The organism is Kitasatospora sp. NPDC048540 (assembly GCF_040651175.1).
Classification (GTDB): domain Bacteria; phylum Actinomycetota; class Actinomycetes; order Streptomycetales; family Streptomycetaceae; genus Kitasatospora.
In genome coordinates this window covers 1-19,947 of sequence record NZ_JBEZIR010000012.1, presented here as the reverse complement: position 1 = coordinate 19,947, position 19,947 = coordinate 1, and the positions used below count along the sequence as shown (strand labels likewise).

20 protein-coding genes are annotated in these 19,947 nt (G+C 74.9%); 7 read left to right on the top strand and 13 right to left on the bottom strand.

Annotation, left to right across the window (positions count from 1 at the left end):
• The first annotated feature begins 1 nt into the window (after window position 1).
• The 3 genes from hypE to AB0D08_RS07485 all read left to right on the top strand — a co-directional run bounded on the left by hypE (window position 2) and on the right by AB0D08_RS07485 (window position 3,406).
• The gene (gene hypE / locus AB0D08_RS07495; RefSeq protein WP_033820036.1) at window positions 2-1,081 is read left to right on the top strand and encodes a hydrogenase expression/formation protein HypE; all 1,080 of its coding nucleotides are present in this window, start codon (window positions 2-4) and stop codon (window positions 1,079-1,081) included.
• A gap of 120 nt (window positions 1,082-1,201) precedes the next feature.
• Window positions 1,202-2,296 (top strand): hypothetical protein, encoded by a 1,095-nt coding sequence (locus tag AB0D08_RS07490; RefSeq protein ID WP_359886837.1) that lies wholly within the window; start codon window positions 1,202-1,204, stop codon window positions 2,294-2,296.
• Window positions 2,297-2,575: 279 nt separating this feature from the next.
• Complete coding sequence (locus AB0D08_RS07485; RefSeq protein WP_359886835.1) at window positions 2,576-3,406, top strand: hypothetical protein; 831 nt, start codon at window positions 2,576-2,578, stop codon at window positions 3,404-3,406.
• A gap of 382 nt (window positions 3,407-3,788) precedes the next feature.
• Here AB0D08_RS07485 and AB0D08_RS07480 read toward each other — a convergent pair whose 3' ends face one another.
• Window positions 3,789-4,043, bottom strand: coding sequence for a hypothetical protein (locus AB0D08_RS07480; RefSeq protein WP_033820010.1), 255 nt, complete (start codon window positions 4,041-4,043; stop codon window positions 3,789-3,791).
• Between the two features lie 65 nt (window positions 4,044-4,108).
• Here AB0D08_RS07480 and AB0D08_RS07475 point away from each other — a divergent pair, with 65 nt between their 5' ends.
• Window positions 4,109-4,735: a sigma-70 family RNA polymerase sigma factor gene (locus AB0D08_RS07475; RefSeq protein WP_051812209.1), complete on the top strand. Its 627-nt coding sequence runs from the start codon at window positions 4,109-4,111 to the stop codon at window positions 4,733-4,735.
• Between the two features lie 39 nt (window positions 4,736-4,774).
• On the opposite strand, the gene AB0D08_RS07470 is transcribed toward AB0D08_RS07475, so the two are convergent.
• Window positions 4,775-5,191 (bottom strand): hypothetical protein, encoded by a 417-nt coding sequence (locus AB0D08_RS07470; protein WP_033820009.1) that lies wholly within the window; start codon window positions 5,189-5,191, stop codon window positions 4,775-4,777.
• Window positions 5,192-5,286: 95 nt separating this feature from the next.
• Here AB0D08_RS07470 and AB0D08_RS07465 point away from each other — a divergent pair, with 95 nt between their 5' ends.
• The 3 genes from AB0D08_RS07465 to AB0D08_RS07455 all read left to right on the top strand — a co-directional run bounded on the left by AB0D08_RS07465 (window position 5,287) and on the right by AB0D08_RS07455 (window position 6,774).
• A complete protein-coding gene (locus AB0D08_RS07465; protein WP_033820008.1) occupies window positions 5,287-5,772 on the top strand; it encodes a DUF2975 domain-containing protein in 486 nt (161 codons plus the stop codon).
• The gene (locus AB0D08_RS07460; protein WP_359886831.1) at window positions 5,772-6,059 is read left to right on the top strand and encodes a helix-turn-helix transcriptional regulator; all 288 of its coding nucleotides are present in this window, start codon (window positions 5,772-5,774) and stop codon (window positions 6,057-6,059) included. Before AB0D08_RS07465 ends, AB0D08_RS07460 begins: the two co-directional genes overlap by 1 nt.
• Window positions 6,060-6,141: 82 nt before the next feature.
• Entirely contained in the window at window positions 6,142-6,774 is a 633-nt protein-coding gene (locus tag AB0D08_RS07455; RefSeq protein ID WP_359886828.1) for an alpha-ketoglutarate-dependent dioxygenase AlkB, read from the top strand.
• A gap of 18 nt (window positions 6,775-6,792) precedes the next feature.
• On the opposite strand, the gene AB0D08_RS07450 is transcribed toward AB0D08_RS07455, so the two are convergent.
• The 11 genes from AB0D08_RS07450 to AB0D08_RS07400 form a co-directional block, all read right to left on the bottom strand.
• Window positions 6,793-7,257, bottom strand: coding sequence for a DUF5990 family protein (locus AB0D08_RS07450; RefSeq protein WP_033820006.1), 465 nt, complete (start codon window positions 7,255-7,257; stop codon window positions 6,793-6,795).
• A gap of 30 nt (window positions 7,258-7,287) precedes the next feature.
• Window positions 7,288-8,322: a 2,3-diaminopropionate biosynthesis protein SbnB gene (gene sbnB / locus AB0D08_RS07445; protein WP_082526456.1), complete on the bottom strand. Its 1,035-nt coding sequence runs from the start codon at window positions 8,320-8,322 to the stop codon at window positions 7,288-7,290.
• 88 nt (window positions 8,323-8,410) lie between these two features.
• Entirely contained in the window at window positions 8,411-9,511 is a 1,101-nt protein-coding gene (sbnA, locus tag AB0D08_RS07440; protein WP_359886824.1) for a 2,3-diaminopropionate biosynthesis protein SbnA, read from the bottom strand.
• A 224-nt stretch (window positions 9,512-9,735) separates the two neighbouring features.
• A complete protein-coding gene (locus AB0D08_RS07435; protein ID WP_359886823.1) occupies window positions 9,736-11,151 on the bottom strand; it encodes a condensation domain-containing protein in 1,416 nt (471 codons plus the stop codon).
• Window positions 11,148-11,414, bottom strand: a complete 267-nt coding sequence (locus AB0D08_RS07430; RefSeq protein ID WP_359886820.1) for an acyl carrier protein — start codon at window positions 11,412-11,414, stop codon at window positions 11,148-11,150. The genes AB0D08_RS07435 and AB0D08_RS07430 overlap by 4 nt, the downstream gene beginning before the upstream one ends.
• A 69-nt stretch (window positions 11,415-11,483) precedes the next feature.
• Complete coding sequence (locus tag AB0D08_RS07425; protein WP_359886818.1) at window positions 11,484-13,019, bottom strand: acyl-CoA dehydrogenase family protein; 1,536 nt, start codon at window positions 13,017-13,019, stop codon at window positions 11,484-11,486.
• Window positions 13,016-14,746: an acyl-CoA dehydrogenase family protein gene (locus tag AB0D08_RS07420; protein ID WP_359886816.1), complete on the bottom strand. Its 1,731-nt coding sequence runs from the start codon at window positions 14,744-14,746 to the stop codon at window positions 13,016-13,018. Before AB0D08_RS07420 ends, AB0D08_RS07425 begins: the two co-directional genes overlap by 4 nt.
• A complete protein-coding gene (locus AB0D08_RS07415; protein ID WP_051812203.1) occupies window positions 14,743-16,503 on the bottom strand; it encodes a fatty acyl-AMP ligase in 1,761 nt (586 codons plus the stop codon). Before AB0D08_RS07415 ends, AB0D08_RS07420 begins: the two co-directional genes overlap by 4 nt.
• 7 nt (window positions 16,504-16,510) lie before the next feature.
• A complete protein-coding gene (locus tag AB0D08_RS07410) occupies window positions 16,511-17,878 on the bottom strand; it encodes an MFS transporter (protein ID WP_051812202.1) in 1,368 nt (455 codons plus the stop codon).
• The gene (locus tag AB0D08_RS07405; protein WP_359886812.1) at window positions 17,875-18,852 is read right to left on the bottom strand and encodes an ornithine carbamoyltransferase; all 978 of its coding nucleotides are present in this window, start codon (window positions 18,850-18,852) and stop codon (window positions 17,875-17,877) included. Before AB0D08_RS07405 ends, AB0D08_RS07410 begins: the two co-directional genes overlap by 4 nt.
• A 54-nt stretch (window positions 18,853-18,906) precedes the next feature.
• Window positions 18,907-19,947: alpha/beta fold hydrolase (locus tag AB0D08_RS07400; RefSeq protein WP_359886809.1), on the bottom strand; the 1,041-nt coding region annotated here is incomplete at its 5' end.

Here is a 19,947-nt window from a genome sequence, read left to right as displayed (position 1 = left end):
GCTGACAGATGTCGAGAGCACGGCCGCGCCCGCGCCGGACTTCGACGGCTGGAGCTGTCCGCTGCCGCTGCGCGACCAGCCGCGGATCGTCCTCGGGCACGGCGGCGGCGGGGTGCTGTCCGCGGAACTGGTCCAGCACGTGTTCGCCCCCGCGTACGGCGGCCCGGTGCTGGAGCAGGGCGGTGACGCGGCCACGGTGACGCTCGGCGGGGCACGGCTGGCGTTCTCCACCGACTCGTACGTGGTGCGGCCGCTGTTCTTCCCCGGCGGCAGCATCGGCGACCTCGCGGTCAACGGCACCGTCAACGACCTGGCCATGGCGGGTGCCCGGCCGGCCTACCTGTCCTGCGGGTTCATCCTGGAGGAAGGGGTGGAGACCTCGGTGGTGGCCCGGGTCGCCCAGGCGGTCGGGGCCGCCGCACGGGCCGCCGGGGTGGAGATCGCCACCGGTGACACCAAGGTGGTCGAGTCCGGCCACGGCGACGGCATCTACCTCAACACGGCCGGGATCGGCCTGATCCCGGACGGGGTCGACCTCCGGCCGCAGCGGGCCCGGCCCGGCGACGTGGTGATCGTCAGCGGCGAGATCGGGGTGCACGGCGTCGCGGTGATGAGCGTGCGCGAGGGGCTGGAGTTCGGCGCGGACGTGCGCAGCGACAGCGCGCCGCTGGCCGGGCTGGTCCAGGCCATGCTGGCGGTCGAACCCGACCTGCACGTGCTGCGCGACCCCACCCGCGGCGGGCTCGCCGCCTCGCTCAACGAGATCGCCGCCGCGGCCGGGACCGGCGTGGTGATCAGGGAACGCGCCGTTCCGGTACCGCAGTTGGTGGCCAACGCCTGCGCGATCCTCGGCCTGGACCCGTTCTACGTCGCCAACGAGGGCAAGCTGGTCGCCTTCGTGCCCCGGGAGAGCGCGGACGCGGTGCTGGAAGCGATGCGGGCCCACCCGCAGGGCGTCGGGGCGGCGGTGATCGGCGAGTGCGTCGACGAGCACCACGGCATGGTGGTGGCCCGGACCGGCCTCGGCGGCACCCGGGTGGTGGACCTGCCGATCGGCGAACAGCTGCCGCGGATCTGCTGACCCGGGCGGCCGGGCGCGGTGTCACAGGGGTGGGTTACGGTGTCGCACCGTCACCCACCCCGGTGTCGGCGGCCGTCCCCGGCGCCGCCCGGGCCGTTACCCGCGCAGGAGAAGCCGCCGATGATCGAAGCCCGTCCGGTCGCCGCCCTCGACGCCCCGCTGCCGCCGGGGGACGCCGCCGATCCGGCCGTGGTCGTCCTCGGCGGCCGGCCGGTGCTGGTGCAGCGCGGCGACACCGAACTGGTCGCGGTGGACCTCCGGCAGCCGGACCGGGCCGTACGCTTCCCGGCGCCCTGGCCCCGGCGCTACGGCACCGTCGCGCTCGCACCCGGCCTCGGGCTGGCGCTGTTCGCCGGGGTGCACGCGCTGCGCGCCGTGGACCCGGCCGGCGCCACGCGGTGGGAGGTCCGGCACGCGTGCTGGGAGGACGGCTGCCCCGACCTGCACGAGGAGGCCGCGCAGTACCTGGGCGCCGGAAGCCACCCGTACGCGTCCAAGGGGTCTGCGGTCTTCTCCGCCGACGGGTCGGTGGTGTGGGCGCACGTCCGCCCCACCGCCGACGCGGACGACGACGAGGAGGAATGGCTGGTCCTGGACGCCGCCGACGGCCGGGTCCTGGCCCGGGCGCAGACCGGCACCATCGCGGCGGGTTCGGAGCATGTTCCGCACCCGGACCCGCGGCAGATGGGGCTGAGCGTCGGCGAGGGCCAGGACGGCGTTCCGCTGCGCTGGGGGCGGTGGGACGGGGACACCCTGACCGTCGGGAACCTCGGCCGCGAGCGGGTCCTGCTCGCCGTCAGCCCGTCGGGCGAGCGGATGCTGACGGTCACCCACTACCAGGAGACCCTGGCCGTGCACCGGGCCGGGGAGCAGGAGGCCCGGTCCGAGCTGGACGCCACGGACGCCGTCCCGTCCCGCCCCGGGGACACCGGCCCGGCCGCGGCGACGGACCTGCGCTGGGACTACTACGGCGGCTTCCTGGACGAGGAGACGGTGATCGCCGGCACCTCGGAGAGCGAGCAGAAGGACGACGAGGAGTACGGCGGGGCGCGGCACTGGCTGCTGGCCGCCGAACCGCTGCGGCCGGCCGGCCGGGTCGCCTACCCCTTCCCGGTGTCCGGCCCCCCGCACCCGCTCGGCGACGGCACCTGGGCGACCGTCACCGGCCAGGCCCGTACGGTGCACCTGTGGGAGCGGGCACCCGAGCGGGGCTGAGGCCGCGGCCGGCGCGCGGAGGCCGCCTGACCGTGGCGCGGGCCGCCTGACGGCGGGTCGGTACCACGGGCCGTCAGAGGTGGTGGCGGGTGCGGGATCCCGGCGCTCCGCTCCGATGGCCGGCCGGGCGGAGGCGTGGGGGCGGCCGGGAGGCGGCGTGGGTTGGCGTGGGTTGGCGTGAAAGCGAGCCTCCGACCGCACGGGTACCCCCCGGGGGTTTCGACGCCGACCGGCGGGGGTGGCACGATGGCGGACACTGTGACTGCCCGACTGCCCCGCGTGATCCGCTCAGGGGTCTTCGCCGCCCTGTGCGTGGCGTTGGCCGCCTGCGCGCACGCCAGTATGACGACGGCCGAGCTGCCTTCGTCCTGGCTCGTGCTGGCGTTCGCGGGCATCCTGGGCTGCTCCTGGCTGCTGGCCGGTCAGCGCCGCGGCCCGCTCGCGGTCACCGGGTGGATGGTGGCGCTCCAGGGCGGGTTGCACCAACTGTTCGACACCATCCAGCGGACGCCGGTGATGCCGGTCGCCAAGCCGGACTGGGTCTCCCTGCTGCTCTGCGAGGCCGGTCCGGTCAGCGGCCGGATCGACCCCGAGGAACTGGCCCGCGCGGCCGGCCTGGATCCCGCTGTCCTGCCCGCACTCCGGTCCGGGCAGGGGGCCGTTCTGACGATGGCCCACGGCGCACACGGGCTGGCGACGACCGCGTCCGGGGCAGCAGACCTGGCCGGGACCGGCGGCCTGAGCGGTACGGCCGGCCCGGGAGGCGTGGCGGGCATGGCGGGCATGGCCGGTATGGCGCACTCGGGCTGGACGCTCGGTGACGGCCTGACCCTGGCCGGTGTCGCCTCGCTCGGCATGGTCGCCGCGCACCTGCTGGCCGCGCTCGCGTGCGCCGTGCTGTTCTGTCACGGCGATGCCGCCGTCGCCGGGCTCGGCCGGTTGCTGCTGGCCCTGGCGGCTGCGGTGGTGCCGGTCCTGCTGCTGCTCCCGCCGACCGTACGGCCGGCCGGGCCGCGCTGCCGGCCGCGGCGGCGGGAGAGACCGACCGCCGAACCGGTCCTGCTGCACGTGGTGGTGCGGCGCGGCCCGCCACCGCTCGTCCTGCTGTGACGCTCCCGCCACCCGCGCCGCGGGCCGCCCCCCTGGCGGCCGCGGACCGACCGCGCTGCTGACCGGAACACCGGTCGGCGGTCCGGGTGGTGGGCCGGTCGCCCCTGCGCACGTACGCGTCCGGGGCCTGCCGCACCGCGCCCGCCGTACCCGACGCCGCAAGCCGTAGAGGCCGAGCGGCGCCGGTCGGCGGCAGGTCCGGCGTCCGGGCCCTGACCGGGCCCCGGGACGCCGGCCAGTGCGGGTCCGACCTCTCCCCTGCCTTCAGGACACCGCCATGACAGTCAGCCTTCCGGCTGCCCGACCGCCCCGCACCGAGCTGGTACTCACGGAGCCGGTACTCACCGAGCCGGACGCACGACCGAGACCTCCACGGGCCCGCTCACCCCGCGCTGCACGGCCCGCCCGATTGCCCCTCGGCCGGCGTCTCCTGCGGGGCTGCGGCCAGCGCCTCGTCCAGGCGGGCCATCAGCCCGCCCGTCCAGCTCTCGGACGGCCCCGGCGCCTGCCCGGCCAGCTCACGCAGACGGGCCGCGGCACGCTGCCACTCCTCGCACTCCGGACAGCCGTCACCGGGCGTCCCGTCCGCCGGGTCGGCGTCGGCTGCGGTGGTGGCACGGTGGTCCGGGCATCTCATGCGTCCATCGTCCCGTACGCACCGGGCCGTCGATCACGCCGCCCCCGCCGTGCGGGAGGCCGCCGGTGAACGCCGCCGCGGCCCCCCTCAACGACGATCGGCCGACCGACGACCGCCTGACCGAACTCGCCCTGGCGGGCGGCAGCGGCGACCGCCACGCCGTCGAGGACTTCGTCCGGGCCACCCAGCGGGACGTGTGGCGGTTCGTGGCCCACCTCGCCGACCCCGACTCGGCGGACGACTTGGCCCAGGAGACCTTTCTGCGCGCCCTGCGCAGCCTGCCGACCTTCACCGGCCGGGCCTCCGCGCGCACCTGGCTGCTCTCGATCGCCCGCCGCACCGTGGTGGACCGCTACCGCCGTTCGGCCGTCCGGCCGCGCAACGCCGGGCTGGCGGACTGGGAGGACGCGGTCGACCGTCGCCCCGCGCCGCCCGGCGGTTTCGAGGAGGGCGTCGCGCTGGCCGACCTGCTCGCCCGGGTGTCGGTGGACCGGCGCGAGGTGTTCGTGCTGACCCAGGTGCTGGGCTATAGCTACCAGGAGGCGGCCGCCGTCTGCGGCTGCCCGGTCGGGACCGTCCGTTCCCGTCTGGCACGCGCCCGCGACGAGCTGGTGCTGCTGCTCAGGGCGGCGGAGGCCGCGGACCGCGACCCCCGCCCGGAGCGCGGCCTCCCGGCGGGGGTACCGGGCTGAGGCGGCGCCACCCACGCGAGGCGGCCCCGCGCCCGGGCGCTACGGGCCCGCGGGGCCGCCGGTTTGCGCGGGCTGGGCGGCGGCTGCCGGCTCGAGGAGGGTCCAGCCGTCCAGTTCCACGGCGTGCGGTTCGGCCGGGTGCCATCCGGCGGCGGACGCCGCGTCGAGGAGGGCCCGGACGGCGCCAGGTTCGTGCAGGTTCAGGCCGGCGCCGCGGGTGAATCCGACGTCGCCCGATCCGAAGGGGGCGCCGCCCGGGACGTACCGGTCGGGGCCGGACACGAAGACGATGCGCAGCGGGCCGCCGCTGCCGGGCGGCTGCGGGTACAGCGTGAGGGTCTCGCGGCAGTCGGCGGACCGGCCGCTGTCCAGTACCCGGTGGCGGTGGCGGAGCGTCCACAGGTACGTACGGCCGTCCGCGACCAATCGGCGCGGCTTCTTCGGATGGCGGGGCACGGGGGTGAGCGTACGCGGTCCCGCCCCTCCTCCGCCTTTACATCACCTATCGAGATTCGATAGATTCCCATCGCAACTCGATGGAGGGATGGGCCATGGGAAAACTGACCGTGCGTGCACTGCGCGCCGTGCTCGCGGTGGTGCTGGCCGGCACCGTGTTCGTCCAGGCGGGCCTGGTGTGGGCGCTGGCCACCGATCCGGAGGACGGGTCGCTCCCGCTGACCCCGCTGCGGCTGGTCACGATCCTGGGGATGGCGTCGGCCCAGGTCGCCCTGGTCTGCATCTGGCGGCTGGTGGCGATGGTGCGCCGTGGAACGGTGTTCTCCCCCACCGCCTTCCGGTACGTGAACGGCGTGATCGGCTCGATCGTGGCGGCCGCCCTCGTGTGGTTCGCGGTCACGGCCATCAACGCGCCGGGCCAGCGGGAGGACCCGGGCGTCACCGTGATCATGGCCGGGATCGGCGTGGCCATCCTGGGGGTCGCGCTGGTCGTGCTGGTGCTGCGGATGCTGCTCACCCAGGCCGTCGCGCGCGACGTCGAGGCGACGCAGTTGCAGGCCGAGCTGGACGAGGTGATCTGATGCCGATCGCCGTCGACATCGACGTGATGCTGGCCCGGCGGAAGATGTCCGTGGGCGAGCTCGCGGACCGCGTGGGGATCACCCCCGCCAACCTGGCGGTGCTCAAGAACGGCCGCGCCAAGGCGGTCCGCTTCAGGACCCTCGCCGCGCTCTGCGAGGTGCTCGAGTGCCAGCCGGGCGACCTGCTGCGCTGGGAGCCCGAGGATGCCGGCACCACGGAGGCCACGGAGGCCACCGAGGCCGTCAAGGTCTCCGGGCTCGCCGCCGCGGACGCCGCGGACGCCTGACCCACGCGAGGTCCGGCCGTCCCGGCCGGGCCCCGCCCACCTATTCGCTCAGGTGTTCGATAGCGGGCGTATGCTGGCTGCCATGGGCGTCCACGTGCAGGCTTCGCTGTTCGACGCGGCCGAGGAGATCGGGCTGCGGCGGCTGGACGGCGTGCGGCGCACGGTGCTCGGGGACGGCGCGTGGATCGATCTGCTGCCGGGGTGGCTGACCGGGGCGGACGCGCTGTTCGAGGTGCTGGCCGCGCAGGTGCCCTGGCACGCGGAGCGGCGGCAGATGTACGAGCGGGTGGTGGCGGTGCCGCGGCTGCTGGCGCACTACCGGGAGGGCGAACCGCTGCCGCACCCGGTGCTGGGCCGGGCCAGGGCGGCGCTCGACGCGCACTACGCGCGGGAGCTGCGGGAGCCGTTCGTCAGTGCCGGGCTGTGCTACTACCGGGACGGGCGGGACAGCGTGGCCTGGCACGGCGACCGGATCGGGCGCGGCGAGCACGAGAACACCATGGTCGCGATCGTGTCGGTGGGCGAGCCCCGGCCGCTGCTGCTGCGCCCGCGGTTCGGCGGCGGCGGCGGCACGGTGCGCCAGGCGCTCGGGCACGGTGATCTGCTGGTGATGGGCGGCTCGTGCCAGCGCACCTGGGAGCACGCGGTGCCGAAGACGGCGCGCCCGGTGGGGCCGCGGATCAGCATCCAGTTCCGGCCGCGCGGGGTGGCCTGAGCAGGTCCACGGGCCTGTTCAGGCCGGGTCCGGACCGGCGCTCCAGCTGATCAGCGGCGGCCGGACCGCCGCGCACAGCGGCAGCCCGGCTGAGTCGGTGAGCCCCAGCCGGGCGGTGAGCCGGCCGCCCTCGACGGCGGCGGCCAGCGTCGCGGGGGTCACGGCGTCGAGCATCAGCTTGGCCCGGCGGAACATCGCCAGCCCGCCCGCGCCGTCCGCGGCCAGCCAGGACAGGTACACGAACCGGCCGCCGAGCCGGTTCTGCAGGTACGGGCCGCGCAGCGCGATGCCGTCCGGCCCCGGGACGGCGGTGCAGTCCAGGGTCCAGACGGCGGACGGCGCGTCGGCGGGCAGCAGGCCGAGCAGTTCGGCCGGGCGGTCCTTGCGCTGCACGCCCACGTGGATGTCGCTCGCGCCCGGGAAGCCGGGGCCGGCCGGGCAGTGGCGGCCCGGCAGGGCGGTGGCCTCGATGCGGATCTGCATGGCGGCCAGTCTGCCCTGCCGGCCGGCGGGTCAGCGCACGGCCTCGCCGTAGAAGTCCGGCACCTGCTGGCCGCCGTCGGCCGCGAGGACCGCGTCGTGCACCCACTTGCCGACCGCCAGGTCCAGTACGCCCAGGCCGAACGGGGAGAACACGGCCGCCCGCTCCGGGTCGCGGCTGACCGTGCCGGCCAGCAGGTCGGCGATGGTGCCGTGGACGAAGTCCCGGTGCCCGACCAGCTGTTCGGCCAGGTGCAGGGAGGTCCGCTCGCGGACCGCGTGGTCGATGTCGTCGGTGAAGTTCTGGGCGCCCAGGATCAGTTCGGGAGCCAGGTCACGCAGCGACAGGTGCAGGACGACGGGGGCGTGGGCGAGCAGGGCGGGGTCGGTCAGGTGCGGCTCCCCGGCGACGGTGGTGAGGATCACCAGGTCGCAGTCGGTGAAGGCGCCGGCCGCCTCCTCGACCACCTCGACGTCCTGGACGCCGTCCGCCTTGAGGGTCTGCGCGAACCGCTCGGCGTGCGCGCGGTCCAGGTCGAAGATCCGGAAGCCGCCGAACTGCCAGTTGAGGTCGCGCAGGAACTTCCACACGTGGCCGCCGATCAGCCCCGCGCCGACCAGGCCGATCCGCTCCACCCGGCGCCCGCCCACCAGGGCCTCGGCGCCCAGCACGGCGGAGGCCGCGGTACGGCTGGCGGAGATCACCGAGGACTCCATCGCGGCGATCGGGTAGCCGCTCTCGGTGTCGTTGAGCAGCAGCACGGCCGAGGCGCGCGGGATGCCGCGGGCCGGGTTGTCCGGGAAGCTGGCGATCCACTTGATGCCCGCCACCTCGAACTCGCCGCCCAGGTAGGCCGGCAGCGAGATGATCCGCGAGTTCGGCTTGTGCGGGAAGCGCAGGAACGCGCTCTCCGGGTTGACGCTCCGGCCGGCCGCGTGCGTGACGTACGCGCGGCGGACCACGTCCACGCAGGTGGCGCGGTTCCCCTCGACCTGGCGCAGCACGTCCGCGCCGGTCAGGACGCGCAGCTGGGGCAGGGTGAGCGGGGTGCTCGGGGTGTCGGTCACGGGTGGTGCTCCTCAACGTGTCGGGTGGCGCGGGTGGATCGGGGTGGATCGGGACGGTGCGGGTGGGTCCGGGTGGGTGCGGCCGGGGTCAGAGCGCCGACGGCAGGGCGGCACCCGGCCAGCCGTCGGGGACGGGCCGGTCGGCGAAGGACCGGGCGACCCAGTCGGCGTCGTACACGGTCTCCGCGTACGCGGTGCCGCGGTCGGCGCACAGGAAGGCGACGGTCGGCCGGGCGCCGCCGGCCGGGCGGCGGCCGAAGTAGTGGCGGATGGCGGCGTACACGCTGCCGGTGGAGCCGCCGGTGTAAAGGCCGTGCCGGCGGACCAGTTCCAGGCAGCCCTGGACGGCGGCCGGTTCGGGGACGATGACCACGTCGTCGATCAGCGCGCGGTCGCACAGCGGCGGCACCAGGCTGGAGCCGAGGCCGGGCAGCAGCCGGGCCTGCGGCGGCTGGCCGAAGATCGCCGATCCGGCGGCGTCGACGGCGACCACGGTCGCCGAGGGGTGCTCCTCCTTGACCCGCCGGGAGACGCCGGCGATGGTGCCGCCGGTGCTGACGCCCAGGAAGACGTAGTCCAGTTTCGGCAGGGCGGCGCAGAGTTCGCCGCCGGTCGTCCGGTAGTGCGCGAGCAGGGCGTCCTCGTTGGCGTACTGGTTGGGCCAGTAGACGTGCCGGTACTCGGTCTGCAGCTGCTTGACCCGGTCCAGGCGGGTGGTCAGGTAGCCGCCGCTGGGGTCGCGCTCGGTGACCTTCTCCACCCGGTCGCACATGATGCCGAGGTAGGCCTCGGTGAGCTGGTTGCAGTTGGGGTCGATCACCGGCACGAAGCGGATGCCGAGGGTGCGGCAGAAGGCGGCCATCGAGATGGCGAAGTTGCCGGAGGACGACTCCACCACGGTGGTCTCGGCGGTGATCTCGCCGCGTTCGACGGCTCCCTTGAGGATCCAGAACGCCGAGCGGTCCTTCGAGCTGCCGTTCGGGTTGCAGTACTCCAGCTTGGCGTGGAGGTCCACCGCGTCGTCCTCGATCCGCACCAGCGGGGTCTCGGCGAAGGTGGCGGCCAGCACGGCCAGCCGGGCGCGCAGCGCGCCGGCCGTACCGCCGGATCCGACCGGGGCCGGGAGGCCGTCCGCCACCGGGTCGAGAACGTCCGGCGCAGCCGGCGGACACGCGGCAGGCCGTGGCATCGTCGACACGGTGCAGTCCTGGTGACCGTTCTGTGCTGGCATAACGCCGTTTCTCCAGTCGTGTGTGACGGTGTGGGAGGACGCCCCGGGCGGCTTCGCCCGCCGGTGGTGCCGCGGGTGCGCGAGAGGCGTGGGGCACGCGGTGCCGGGGCGCGGGTCGTCGTCGACCCGCGCGGCCCGGCCCCCAGGTCGTGGCGGTGGTGCCCGGGTCGCGGTGCCCGGGGCTACCAGGCGGCCGTGGCGAACGAGAGCAGGGTCTCCCGCTCGGCCGCCGTGACCAGCTCGGTCCGCCGGACCGGCTGGTCCGGGTCGGCGACCGCGGCGGCCAGCAGCAGCCGGTAGTGGCCGGCCATCCGGTCCACGGTGGCCGGGTCGAACAGGTCGGTGTCGTACTTGAACGCCACCTTGACCGCCGCGTCGGTCTGCAGCACCTCGGCGCTCAGGTCGAACTGGCCCTCCTGCTGCGGCAGGTCGAAGCCGGTCAACCGCAGTCCGTGGTGGACCAGTTCGGACTTGGCATGGTCCTCGGGGGCGAGCAGTTCCAGCAGCGGCTGGAACCGGGTCGCGGTGATCAGGCTGAACATGCTCTGGAACACCGGGGTGCGGCTGGGGTCGTGCGGCAGGCCGAGTTCGGCCGGCAGCAGCGGCAGCGGCAGGTCGCGGTGGGCCAGGCCCTGCCGGAGCTGACCGGAGACCTGCGCCATGAGCTGCCGGTACGTCAGGTCGGCCGCCCCGAAGTCGGCCCGGCAGGGCAGGGTGTTGACGAAGTAGCCGGCCGTGTTGCGCATGGCGCGTTCGGGCCGGGTGCTGACGGCGTAGCCGACCAGGAAGTCCGGCTGGGCGCTCCACCGGTACAGCAGGGCCTGGAACGCGCCGAACAGCAGCACGAACGGGGTCACCCCGGCGGCCGCCGCGGCCGGCCGCAGGGCGCGGGCCAGCTCCTCGGGCAGCCGGAAGTCCCGGCTCGCCCCGGTGAACCGCTTGCGGGCCGGACGCGGCCGGTCGGTGGGCAGTTCCAGTGCGGACGGCGCCCCGGCGCACACCTGCCGCCAGTGGTCGGCGAGTTCGGCCCGGCGGGGCGAGTCCAGCAGCTCCCGCTCCGCGGTGACGTACTCCTGATACGGGCGCAGCGGCTGCGGCCAGCCGGGCGCCGCGCCCCGGACCTCGGCGGCGTAGGCCGTCAGCAGGTCCTCCAGGACGATGACCTGGGACGCGCCGTCGGTGACCGCGTGGTGGGCGGCCAGCAGCAGCACGGAGTCCTCGGCGGCGCGGCGCAGCAGCAGGATCCGGACCGGGCCCGCCTCGGTCAGGTCGAAGGGCCGGGCGACCGTCTGCCGGGCGGCGGCGTTCAGCTCCTCGTCGCTCGCGCCGGGCACCTCGCGGATCTCCAGCAGGCCGGGCAGCGCGCCGACGGTGCTCCGGCGGGGGCGCCCGTCGCGTTCGGTGAAGCGCGAGCGCAGCAGTTCGTGCCGGTCGGCGACGGCGGCGGCGGCGCGCCGCAGGGCGTCGTCGTCGACGGCCTGGCGGATCCGGACCGCCATCGCGACGTTGTAGGCCGGGCTGGCGGGGGCCAGGCGCTGCAGGAACCACAGGGCCTCCTGGCCGAGCGAGACCTCGTGCCCGGCCGGGCCGGCGGTCAACGCTGCCCCACGAGGCCGTGCAGGTAGCCGGTGATGGCGGCGATGGTCGGATGGTCCCAGGCCAGGGTGGACTCCAGCTCCAGGTCGAAGCGGTCCTCGATCTCGGTGATCAGGCTCATCCCGTAGACCGAGTCGAGGCCGTACTCGACCAGCTTGACGTCGGGCCGCAGCTCGGTGACGGGCCGGTCGAGGTAGTAGGCGACGCGGCCGGTCAGCCACTCGGCGATGGCCTCGGCGGAGGTGTCGATGGTGGTCTCGGGCATGTCGGGGTTCCTGCCGTTCTTGGTGGGTCGGGTCGGTGACGGGTCGGTGGGTCGGGCGGACGGTGCCGGTCAGCGCGCGGGCGGACGGTCGGCCAGGTCGAAGGTGCGGCCCTGCTGGAGGCGGGTGCGCAGCTCCTCGAGGAGCAGCGGGTCGCGGTCCGCGGCGGCGGGGACCGCCGGGCGTCCGGTGCGTGCGGCGAGGCGGTGGAGTGCGGCGTGGATCCAGTCGGGCCGGCCGAGGAAGCCGTCCCGGCCGGCGTGTCCGTGCCACCAGAGCCGCAGGCAGGCCGCGGCGGCGAACCCGGTACCGCCCGGGTCCCCGGCCAGCGGCGCCGCCAGGGCGACGAGTTCGGGGTGCCGGTCGGCCAGCTCCGCGGGCAGGGCGCCGAGGGTGGCGGCCAGTGCGTCGGGCCCGGTGGCCGCCGGACCGATCAGCGCCAGGTCCAGCGCGGGCAGCTGCCCGGCCGCCTCGAACAGGGCCGTCAGCGGCTCCTCGGCGGGCCCGGCCGGCGGTGCGGCGGGCGGCGGTGAGCCGTGCAGCGCCGCCAGCGCCGTCCGGTCCCGCAGGTGCTTCTGGAACACCGCGTGCGGGCCCTCCCGCAGGTACGAGCGGGCCCCCAGGAGCAGCGACAGCTGGTGGACGGCGTCCCGTACCAGGCCGGCCACCAGGTGCTGGGCGGTGCTCTGGTAGGTGGCGCGGCCGGGGTGCAGGTGCAGGGCACGGGCGGCGACGGTGGTGCAGCAGTCCGCGATCAGCAGGTCCAGGAACGCGTCGGCGAGCAGCGCGCGGGCGCTCGGCAGGCCGGTGACGGGCCGGCCGTACAGGATCCGCTCGTCGGCGAAGGACAGCGCGGTGCGCAGCTCGGTGTCCAGCACGCCGGCCAGGGCGGAGGCGACGACGGTACCGGTGATCCGCCGCACGGCCGCGGCGTCGGCCCGGCCGGCGCCGTCCGTGCCGACCAGGCGGTCCGCGGAGACCCGCAGGCCGTCGGCGCGGACCGCGCTGAACCGGCAGCCGCGCAGGCCGGTGCCGCTGTGCGGCGGGGAGACGGTGAGGCCGGGGTCGGCGGGAAGCAGCAGGTGGGCGGTGCCCCCGTCGAGGGTGACGGGCAGCAGGATCGCCTCGGCGGCGGCCGGATCGCCGACCAGGTGTTCGCTGCCGGAGACCACCAGCTCACCGCCGTCGCGGGTGGCGCGCAGGCCCGCGCCGGGTGCGGCGTGCGCGGTGGCGACCCGGCGGTCCCCGAGCAGCAGGGCGGCGAGGGCCGCCTGCTGGCCGGGGTTGCCGCTGCGCCACACGTGCAGGCCGGCGGTGAGGCTGCCGAGGCCGTACCCGGCGGCGAGGCCGAGGTCGCGGCGGGCGACGGTGCGGAACGCCTCGGCGAGTTCGTCGGCCCGGGTGAGCCGGCCGCCGAGGGCCGCGGGCACCAGCTCGGCGTTGAAGCCGTAGGTGTCCAGGGCCCGCACGCCGGCGGCGGGCAGTTCGGCGCGTTCGTCGGCGGCCACCACGGCGTCCAGGCCGAGCGGGTTGCCCGGGGCGAGCGGGTCGCCGAGCAGGGCCTCCAGCCGGGCGGTGCGGGGACGGGTGGAAAGGTGCTCGCTCATACCGTCTCCTCCATCCGGCTGTGCAGCAGCGAGAACAACTCGCCGTCCCGGTACTGCCCGTGGAGCCGGTCGGAGAGGCGGTCGAAGACCGCGCCGTCGCGGACCACGCCCGGGCGCAGCTTGGCCAGCAGCCGGGCCAGGCCGGCCTCCAGCCAGAGGCCGTCGGCCCACAGCGCGGCGGTCGGCGAGTCGGCCGCCGCGTCGCGGTTGCGCAGCCACAGCTGGACGCAGGCCGCCGCGGCGAACACCTGGGTCCAGCGGCGGGCCAGGTCGAACGCGCCGGGCGGCACGTCCCGGGCCGAGGGCCGGTGGTCGGCCATCGCGGCGTGCAGCTCGTCGGTGATCTCCCGCAGTTCGTCCGCGTACCGGCCGACGGCGGCCGGGACGGCGCGCCGGGCGGCCAGCTCGGTGAGTTCGGTGAGAGCGGCGGGGAGGCTCTGCACCAGGCTGCTGCCGGTGCGCGAGATCAGTTCCAGGGCTGCGCCGTCGTGCGGCGGCAGCTCGGCCTGCAGGTCGACGGCGGCGGCCAGGCCGCTCTCGTCGACCTTGCGGCGCCGGTGGCCGACGGCCAGCTGCGGGAACTGGTTGATCAGTGCGTTGAGGTTCACGAAGGTGTTGCCGTCGAAGATGCTCATGATGTGGTGGTCGCGTTCCAGCTTCTGGAACGCGCCGTGCAGGTAGGAGCGGCTGAGGAAGACCCCGGCGCCGAGCGCGGTGCCCAGGTCGGCGATCAGCTGCTCGACGGTGTGCGGCACGAAGCACTTGACGGCCGCCGAGACCACGCTGAGCTCGCCGGTGAGCGCGTGGATGGAGCGGATCCCGGCCAGCGTGACGGCCTCGGCGACCAGCAGGTCGGCGTAGGCCTCGGTGAGCCGCCGGTCCGCGGTGGGGCTGCCGTCGGCCGGGCCGAGGTGGTCCAGGCTGTAGCGGACGGCCAGGCGCAGCGCGTGGTCGCCGGTGCCCAGCGACAGCGGCCCGCACAGGCTGCGGGTCAGCTGGAGGATCTTCAGGACCGTCTCCAGGCCGGTGCCGGCCTCGCCGACCACGGCGGTGGCGGGGATCTCGGCCTCGGTGAACTCGATGCCGCTGATGTCGGCGCCCCGGATGCCGACCGTGCGCACGGCGGGCAGGCAGCGGAAGCTGCCGGGGGCCAGCTGCCGCTTGTCGATCAGCAGCAGGCTGAAGCCGCGCGGGCCGCCCGCCGGGTCGGTGCGGGCGAGCACGCAGACGAACTGGCCGCGCGAGGCGTTGCCGATCAGCCACTTCTCGCCGTTGACCCGGTACCAGTTCTCGCCCTCGGCGGTGGCGAGCCGGTTGGCCAGCAGGTCGCTGCCGTGCTGCTGCTCCGTCAGGGCGAGCGAGACCACGCTGCCGTCGTGGATCTCCGCCGCCAGCCGGTCGGCCTGCGCCCGGTCGCCGGCCAGCCACACGGAGGCGGCGCCGAGGAAGGTGGAGACGTGGGCGATGGCCACCGTCAGGTCGCGGCGGGCCACCGTGCGCAGCAGCGCGGCGAGGTCCTCGTAGCTGTCCAGCGCGCCACCGTGGGTGGTGGGCACGTAGTGGCGGGCGAGCCCGAGTTCGTCCAGCAGCCGGCAGATCTCGGTGGGAAACTCCTCGCGTTCGTCGAGGTCCGCGCAGCGGGCGTAGGAGAACGCCTGGAGCGGGTCGTGCGGGTCGCCGAGCCGGCGGTCGAAGACGGCGGCGAGCTCGTGCGGCAGGTACTTCACGCGTCCGCCCCGTCCTCGGTGACGGCCGCCGGCCGGTACCGGTCGCGGGTGCGCGGGGCGAGGTCCTCGTGCAGCGGGTCCAGCTCGCCGGCGACGAACAGCTGCCGCATCCGGGAGCGCTGCACCTTGCCGCTGGTGGTGCGCTGCACCTTGCCGGGCTTGAGCAGCACCACGTTGCCGACGGGGACGCCGAGGCTGCGGCTGAGCGCGAGCTTGACCTCGCCCGCCAGGGTGTCGAGGCCGGTGCCGGCGAGCCTGGCCTGGCGGACCTCCTGGACCACCACCAGGTCCTCGCCGGAGCTGCCGCCGGGGACGGAGAAGACGCTGGCGGTCAGGCCGCCGAACGCCGGGTGCAGGCCGGTGCTCTCCCGTTCGATGTCGTGCGGGTAGAGGTTGCGGCCGTTGACGATCAGCAGGTCCTTGATGCGGCCGGTGACGTAGAGCTCGCCCTCGTGCAGCACCCCGAGGTCGCCGGTGCGCAGGTGGCCGCGGTCGCCGTCGGCGGTGGCGACGTCGAAGACCTCGGCGTTGACCTCGGGCTTCTCCCAGTAGCCGGGTGCGAGCGAGCCGCCGCGCAGCCAGATCTCGCCGACCTCGCCGTCGGCCAGCACCTGACGGGTCGCCGGGTCGACGATCCGTACCTCGAGGCCCGCCGGGGCGCCGCAGCTGACCAGCGGCGCGCCGTCCGGCCGGGGCCGGAACCGGTTGCGCTCCAGGTCGGCCGCGTCCACCAGGGCGACCCGGGGCTCGTGGCCGACGGGGGTGGCGGTCACCCCGAGGGTGGCCTCCGCCAGGCCGTACGCCGGGCGCATCGCGTCGGCCCGGAAGCCGGTGGGGGCGAGCCGCTTCGCGAACAGGTCCATGGTCTGCGCGTGGACCGGTTCGGCGCCGTTGGCGGCGCAGCGCCAGGCGGACAGGTCGAGCCGGGACAGCAGTTCGTCGGTGACGGTGCGGGCTGCCAGGTTGTAGCCGAAGTTCGGCGCGTAGCTGTGGGTCGCCCGGTAGGTGTGGATCAGCTCCAGCCAGGCGTACGGGCGGCGGACGAAGTCGGTCGGCGGCATCAGCACGGTCCGCAGGCCGCTGTCGAGCGGCAGCAGCAGGGCGGCGATCAGGCCCATGTCGTGGAAGAGCGGCAGCCAGCTGCAGACGGTGGAGCCGGGGCCGACGTCGAGCAGGGCGCGCAGTTCGCCGAAGTTGTGGTCGAGGTTGCCGTGGCCGACCATGACGCCCTTGGGGTCGCTGGTCGAGCCGGAGGTGTACTGCAGGAAGGCGAGCTGCTCCGGCGCGGGGGCGGGCCACGCGTACCGGTCCGGGGCGACCGGCGGCGCGGCCTCGGTGACGACGGTGCGGACGTGCGACTGCTCCTCCTGCTCCAGCCAGTCCGCGACCTCCGGGTGGGTGGCGGTGTCGGTCAGGACGGCGGTCGCGCCGCAGTCCTGGAGGACGCCGGTGGTGCGGCGGCGCTGGCCGGAGCCACGGCCGGGCAGCGGGACCGGCACCGGTACCAGGCCGGCGTACAGACAGCCGAGGAAGCCCTTGACGAACTCCAGGCCGGTCGGGAAGAGCAGCAGCACCCGGTCGCCGGGTTCGCAGTGCAGACGCAGCTCGGCGGCCACCGACTGGGCGTCCTGGGCCAGTTGGCCGTAGGTCAGGGTGCGGGTGACGGCGTCCTCGCCGTAGCCGCTGACGAAGACGACGGCCTCGTGGTCGGGGATCTCGCGGGCGTGCCGCGCGGTCGACTGGATCAGGTCGGTCATGGCGTGGTCACTTCCCTGCGGGGGTCGGGGTCGGGGTACGGTCCTCGGCGGCCGGCACGGCGGGCGCCTCGGAGGTGGTCTCGGCGGCTGCCTCGGCCGCGGCCTCGGCGGCGGCGCGCTCGCGCAGCTCGGAGCCGATCCGGCGCAGCGAGGGGCTCGCCGCGGCGGCCAGGGTGAGCAGCAGCATCACCGCGCTGCAGGCCAGCACCGAGTCACGGAAGCCGAACGCCTGGAGGGTGTAGCCGCCGAGCAGCGCGCCCAGCGGGAGGGTGCCGAACGCCACGATGCCGATCACGCTGGCGATCCGGCCCTGCATGTCGTCCGGGGTGATCTCGACCTGGAAGGAGACCACGGCGATGGTCCACATCGCTCCGATGAACGACATCGGGGTGATCACCAGGCCGAACAGCAGCGGGTTGTGCAGCAGGACGACCAGGGGGAAGAGCACCGTCCAGACGGCGTTGGCGCCGATCACGATCACCGGCAGCGGCAGCCGCGCCATCCACCAGTTGGTGCTCAGCGCACCCGCCACCCCGCCGACCCCGGCCGCACCCATCACCAGGCCGACCACGACCTGCTCGGTGCCGGTGTCGCGCAGTGTGGTCAGCATGCCGAGCACCAGCACCTCGAAGAGCATGTTGCTGATCGCGACCACGGCGGCGGCGGCCCGCAACTGCTTGTGGTTCCAGAGCCACTTGACGCCGTCGGCGATGTCGCCGAACACGTTGCGCGGCTCGTCGGCGGTGTCCCGCTCGACCTGGAACTTGCGCTTGATGCCGGACAGGGTGGCCAGCGACACCAGGTGCGAGACCAGCGTGAACAGCAGCGGCAGCCAGGCCAGCACCGAGGACAGCGCGCCGGCCAGCGGCTGGCCGAGCAGTCCGGCGCCCTGGACCCGCGCCTCGTTCTGCGAGACGGCCTGGGACAGGTGCTCCGGGTCGACCACGTTGCGGACCGCGGAGTGCTCGGCCAGCTTGTACACGACGGTGAGGCTCGCCTCGGCGAACGCCACCGCCAGCAGCAGCGGGAGGATCACGTGCCCGGAGACCATCGTCGCGACCAGCACACCGAGCGCCGCGGCCCGGCCCACGTTGCAGCCGATCATCAGGCGGCGGCGGTCGAACCGGTCCACCAGCACGCCGGCGAACAGCGAGAACAGCAGCTGCGGCAGGCTGGCGGCAGCGCCGGTCAGCCCGGCCTGAGCAACCGTGCCGCCGGACCAGAGCACGATCAGCGGGTAGGCGAAGGTGCTGACCTGCGAGCCGAGCGAGGAGAACGCGGTGCCCGCCCACAGCAGCCGGAAGTCGCGGTTGCGGCTCAGCGGCGCGGGCTCGGCCACCGTGGCCGCCGCGGTGAGGTTGTCGGTGGTGCTCATGCCTGGGTCTCCGGGGAGTTGTCGGGTGCCGCGGTCTCGGCGGTACGGCCGCGGGCGCACCACTCCAGGACGGCCATGGCGCTGTACAGCTTGTGCTCGGCCTGCCAGAAGGCGATGCTGGCGGGCCCGTCCAGTACCTCGGCGGTGACCTCCTCGCCGCGGTGGGCGGGCAGGTCGTGCAGGAAGACGGCGTCCGGGCTGGACGCCCACAGCTCGGCCCGGACCTGGAACGGTGCGAACACCTCACGCCAGTTCGGGTCGGGCTTGGTGGTCCCGGTGGTCTGCCAGCGGGTGGTGTAGATGACGTCGACGCCCTCGGGCAGCCCGTCCATGTCGTGGCGCTCGGTGACCACGGATCCGTACGCCTCGGCCTGCTTGGCGGCCTCGGCCAGATAGCCGGCGTCCAGCCCGTACCCGGCGGGGGTGCGCAGGTGCAGCTCGGTGCCGGGGAAGCGGCTGAGGGCCAGCGCGAGCGCGGACGCCGTGTTGTTGCCCTCGCCCAGGTAGAGCACCCGCAGGCCCTCGATCCGGCCGAAGTGCCGCTGCAGCGCGGTCAGATCGGTCAGCGCCTGGGTCGGGTGCTCCTCCGCGCTCATCGCGTTGACCACCGCCATCGATCCGCGGGCGGCCAGCGCGCGCAGGTCCGCGGTCGGCTCCGCGGTCCGGGCGACCAGCACGTCGAGCATCCGCGACAGGATGTCGCCGGTGTCCTCCAGGGTCTCGCCGGTCGCCAGCTGCAGGTCGCCGTTCTGGTACGTGACGATCCGGGCGCCCAGGCGCAGCGATCCGCTGGAGAAGGCGGTACGGGTACGGGTCGAGGACCTCTTGAAGTAGATGCCGACGACGTCACCGTCGAGGGTCTGCGGGTACGGCTGTCCACCGTCGGCGAACTGCGCGCCCCGGGCCACGATGTGGCGCAGGTCGTCGTCCTCCAGGTCGGAGATCGAGATCAGGTGTCGTGCAGGAGACGTCATCGTCTTTCCGTTCCATGAGTGTTGGGGGTTCGGCCGCCGGGTGGAGAAGTGGGGTCAGCCGCCGAGCCTCGCGGTCAGCACGCGCCCGATCTCCGCCGCGGACCGGCCGGTCATCAGCTCGGCGTGCGAGCTGTCCACGCCGTGGACCTCCACCGCACCGGAGGTCTGCCGCCGCCAGGCGGACGGCTTCGGCAGGTCGGCCGGCTCGGTCCGCCGAGCGACGACCAGGAGCACATCGGTGTCCAACGCGGGTGCGCGGTGGGCGTCGCCGATCCGCTGGTTGTTGAGCAGCACCTCGATCAGGGCCTCGGACGAGCGCTCGTCGAGGTCGGCCAGTTCCGGGTAGGCGGAGTGCAGGATCTGCCGGAACTGGTCGCGGGGCGCGGCCGGTTCCTCACCGGGTGCGGGCTCCGGGGCGCGTTCGGGCAGGATGCCCAGACCCGCCAGGATCTCGATCAGCTCCGCACGCTCGCCGCGCGCGGCCGGTGCCGGGGCCTCCTCGGGGCCGCCGGTCCAGTCGGGGTAGGCGTCGAGCACCGCGAGCAGTTCGACCTCCGCCCCCTGCTCCCGGAGCCCGGCGGCGACCGCCGCGGCGAGCATGCCGCCGAACGACCAGCCCAGCAGCCGGTACGGGCCGGCCGGCTGGACCTCGCGGATCGTGGCCAGGTAGTCGGCGGCCATCTCCTCGACGGAGGAGGGCAGTTGATCGCCGGTGCCGTCCAGCCCGCGGGCCTGGAGGGCGTACACCGGCAGGTCGGCCGGCAGGTGCGGCAGCAGGCCGGCGTAGCTCCAGCCCACCGCGAGGCCCGGGTGGATGCAGAACAGCGGGAGGCGGGTGCCCGTAGGCCGCAGCGGCAGCAGCGGGGTGAGCGCCTCACCGCCGACGCCGTCGAGCCGCCCGGCCAGGCCGGCCACGGTCGGGGTGTCGAACAGGGCGCGGACGGGGAGTTCGCTGCCGAGTTCGGTGCGGATGCGGCTGACCAGGCGGGTGACCAGCAGCGAGTGGCCGCCCAGCGCGAAGAAGTTGTCGTCGATGGTGACACCCTCGACGCCCAGCACCTCGCCGAACAGCGCGCACAGCACCCGCTCACGCCC

What these genes read in the sequence shown, in the direction of transcription:
- AB0D08_RS07455 (WP_359886828.1), top strand. Translation starts at nt 6,142, where the DNA reads ATGGGCGTCCACGTGCAGGCTTCGCTGTTCGACGCGGCCGAGGAGATC.
- AB0D08_RS07450 (WP_033820006.1), bottom strand. Translation starts at nt 7,257, where the DNA reads ATGCAGATCCGCATCGAGGCCACCGCCCTGCCGGGCCGCCACTGCCCG.
- AB0D08_RS07430 (WP_359886820.1), bottom strand. Translation starts at nt 11,414, where the DNA reads ATGCCCGAGACCACCATCGACACCTCCGCCGAGGCCATCGCCGAGTGG.
- AB0D08_RS07415 (WP_051812203.1), bottom strand. Translation starts at nt 16,503, where the DNA reads ATGACCGACCTGATCCAGTCGACCGCGCGGCACGCCCGCGAGATCCCC.
- sbnA (WP_359886824.1), bottom strand. Translation starts at nt 9,511, where the DNA reads ATGCCACGGCCTGCCGCGTGTCCGCCGGCTGCGCCGGACGTTCTCGAC.
- AB0D08_RS07405 (WP_359886812.1), bottom strand. Translation starts at nt 18,852, where the DNA reads ATGACGTCTCCTGCACGACACCTGATCTCGATCTCCGACCTGGAGGAC.
- AB0D08_RS07425 (WP_359886818.1), bottom strand. Translation starts at nt 13,019, where the DNA reads ATGAGCGAGCACCTTTCCACCCGTCCCCGCACCGCCCGGCTGGAGGCC.
- AB0D08_RS07480 (WP_033820010.1), bottom strand. Translation starts at nt 4,043, where the DNA reads ATGAGATGCCCGGACCACCGTGCCACCACCGCAGCCGACGCCGACCCG.
- AB0D08_RS07465 (WP_033820008.1), top strand. Translation starts at nt 5,287, where the DNA reads ATGGGAAAACTGACCGTGCGTGCACTGCGCGCCGTGCTCGCGGTGGTG.
- AB0D08_RS07410 (WP_051812202.1), bottom strand. Translation starts at nt 17,878, where the DNA reads ATGAGCACCACCGACAACCTCACCGCGGCGGCCACGGTGGCCGAGCCC.
- AB0D08_RS07490 (WP_359886837.1), top strand. Translation starts at nt 1,202, where the DNA reads ATGATCGAAGCCCGTCCGGTCGCCGCCCTCGACGCCCCGCTGCCGCCG.
- AB0D08_RS07460 (WP_359886831.1), top strand. Translation starts at nt 5,772, where the DNA reads ATGCCGATCGCCGTCGACATCGACGTGATGCTGGCCCGGCGGAAGATG.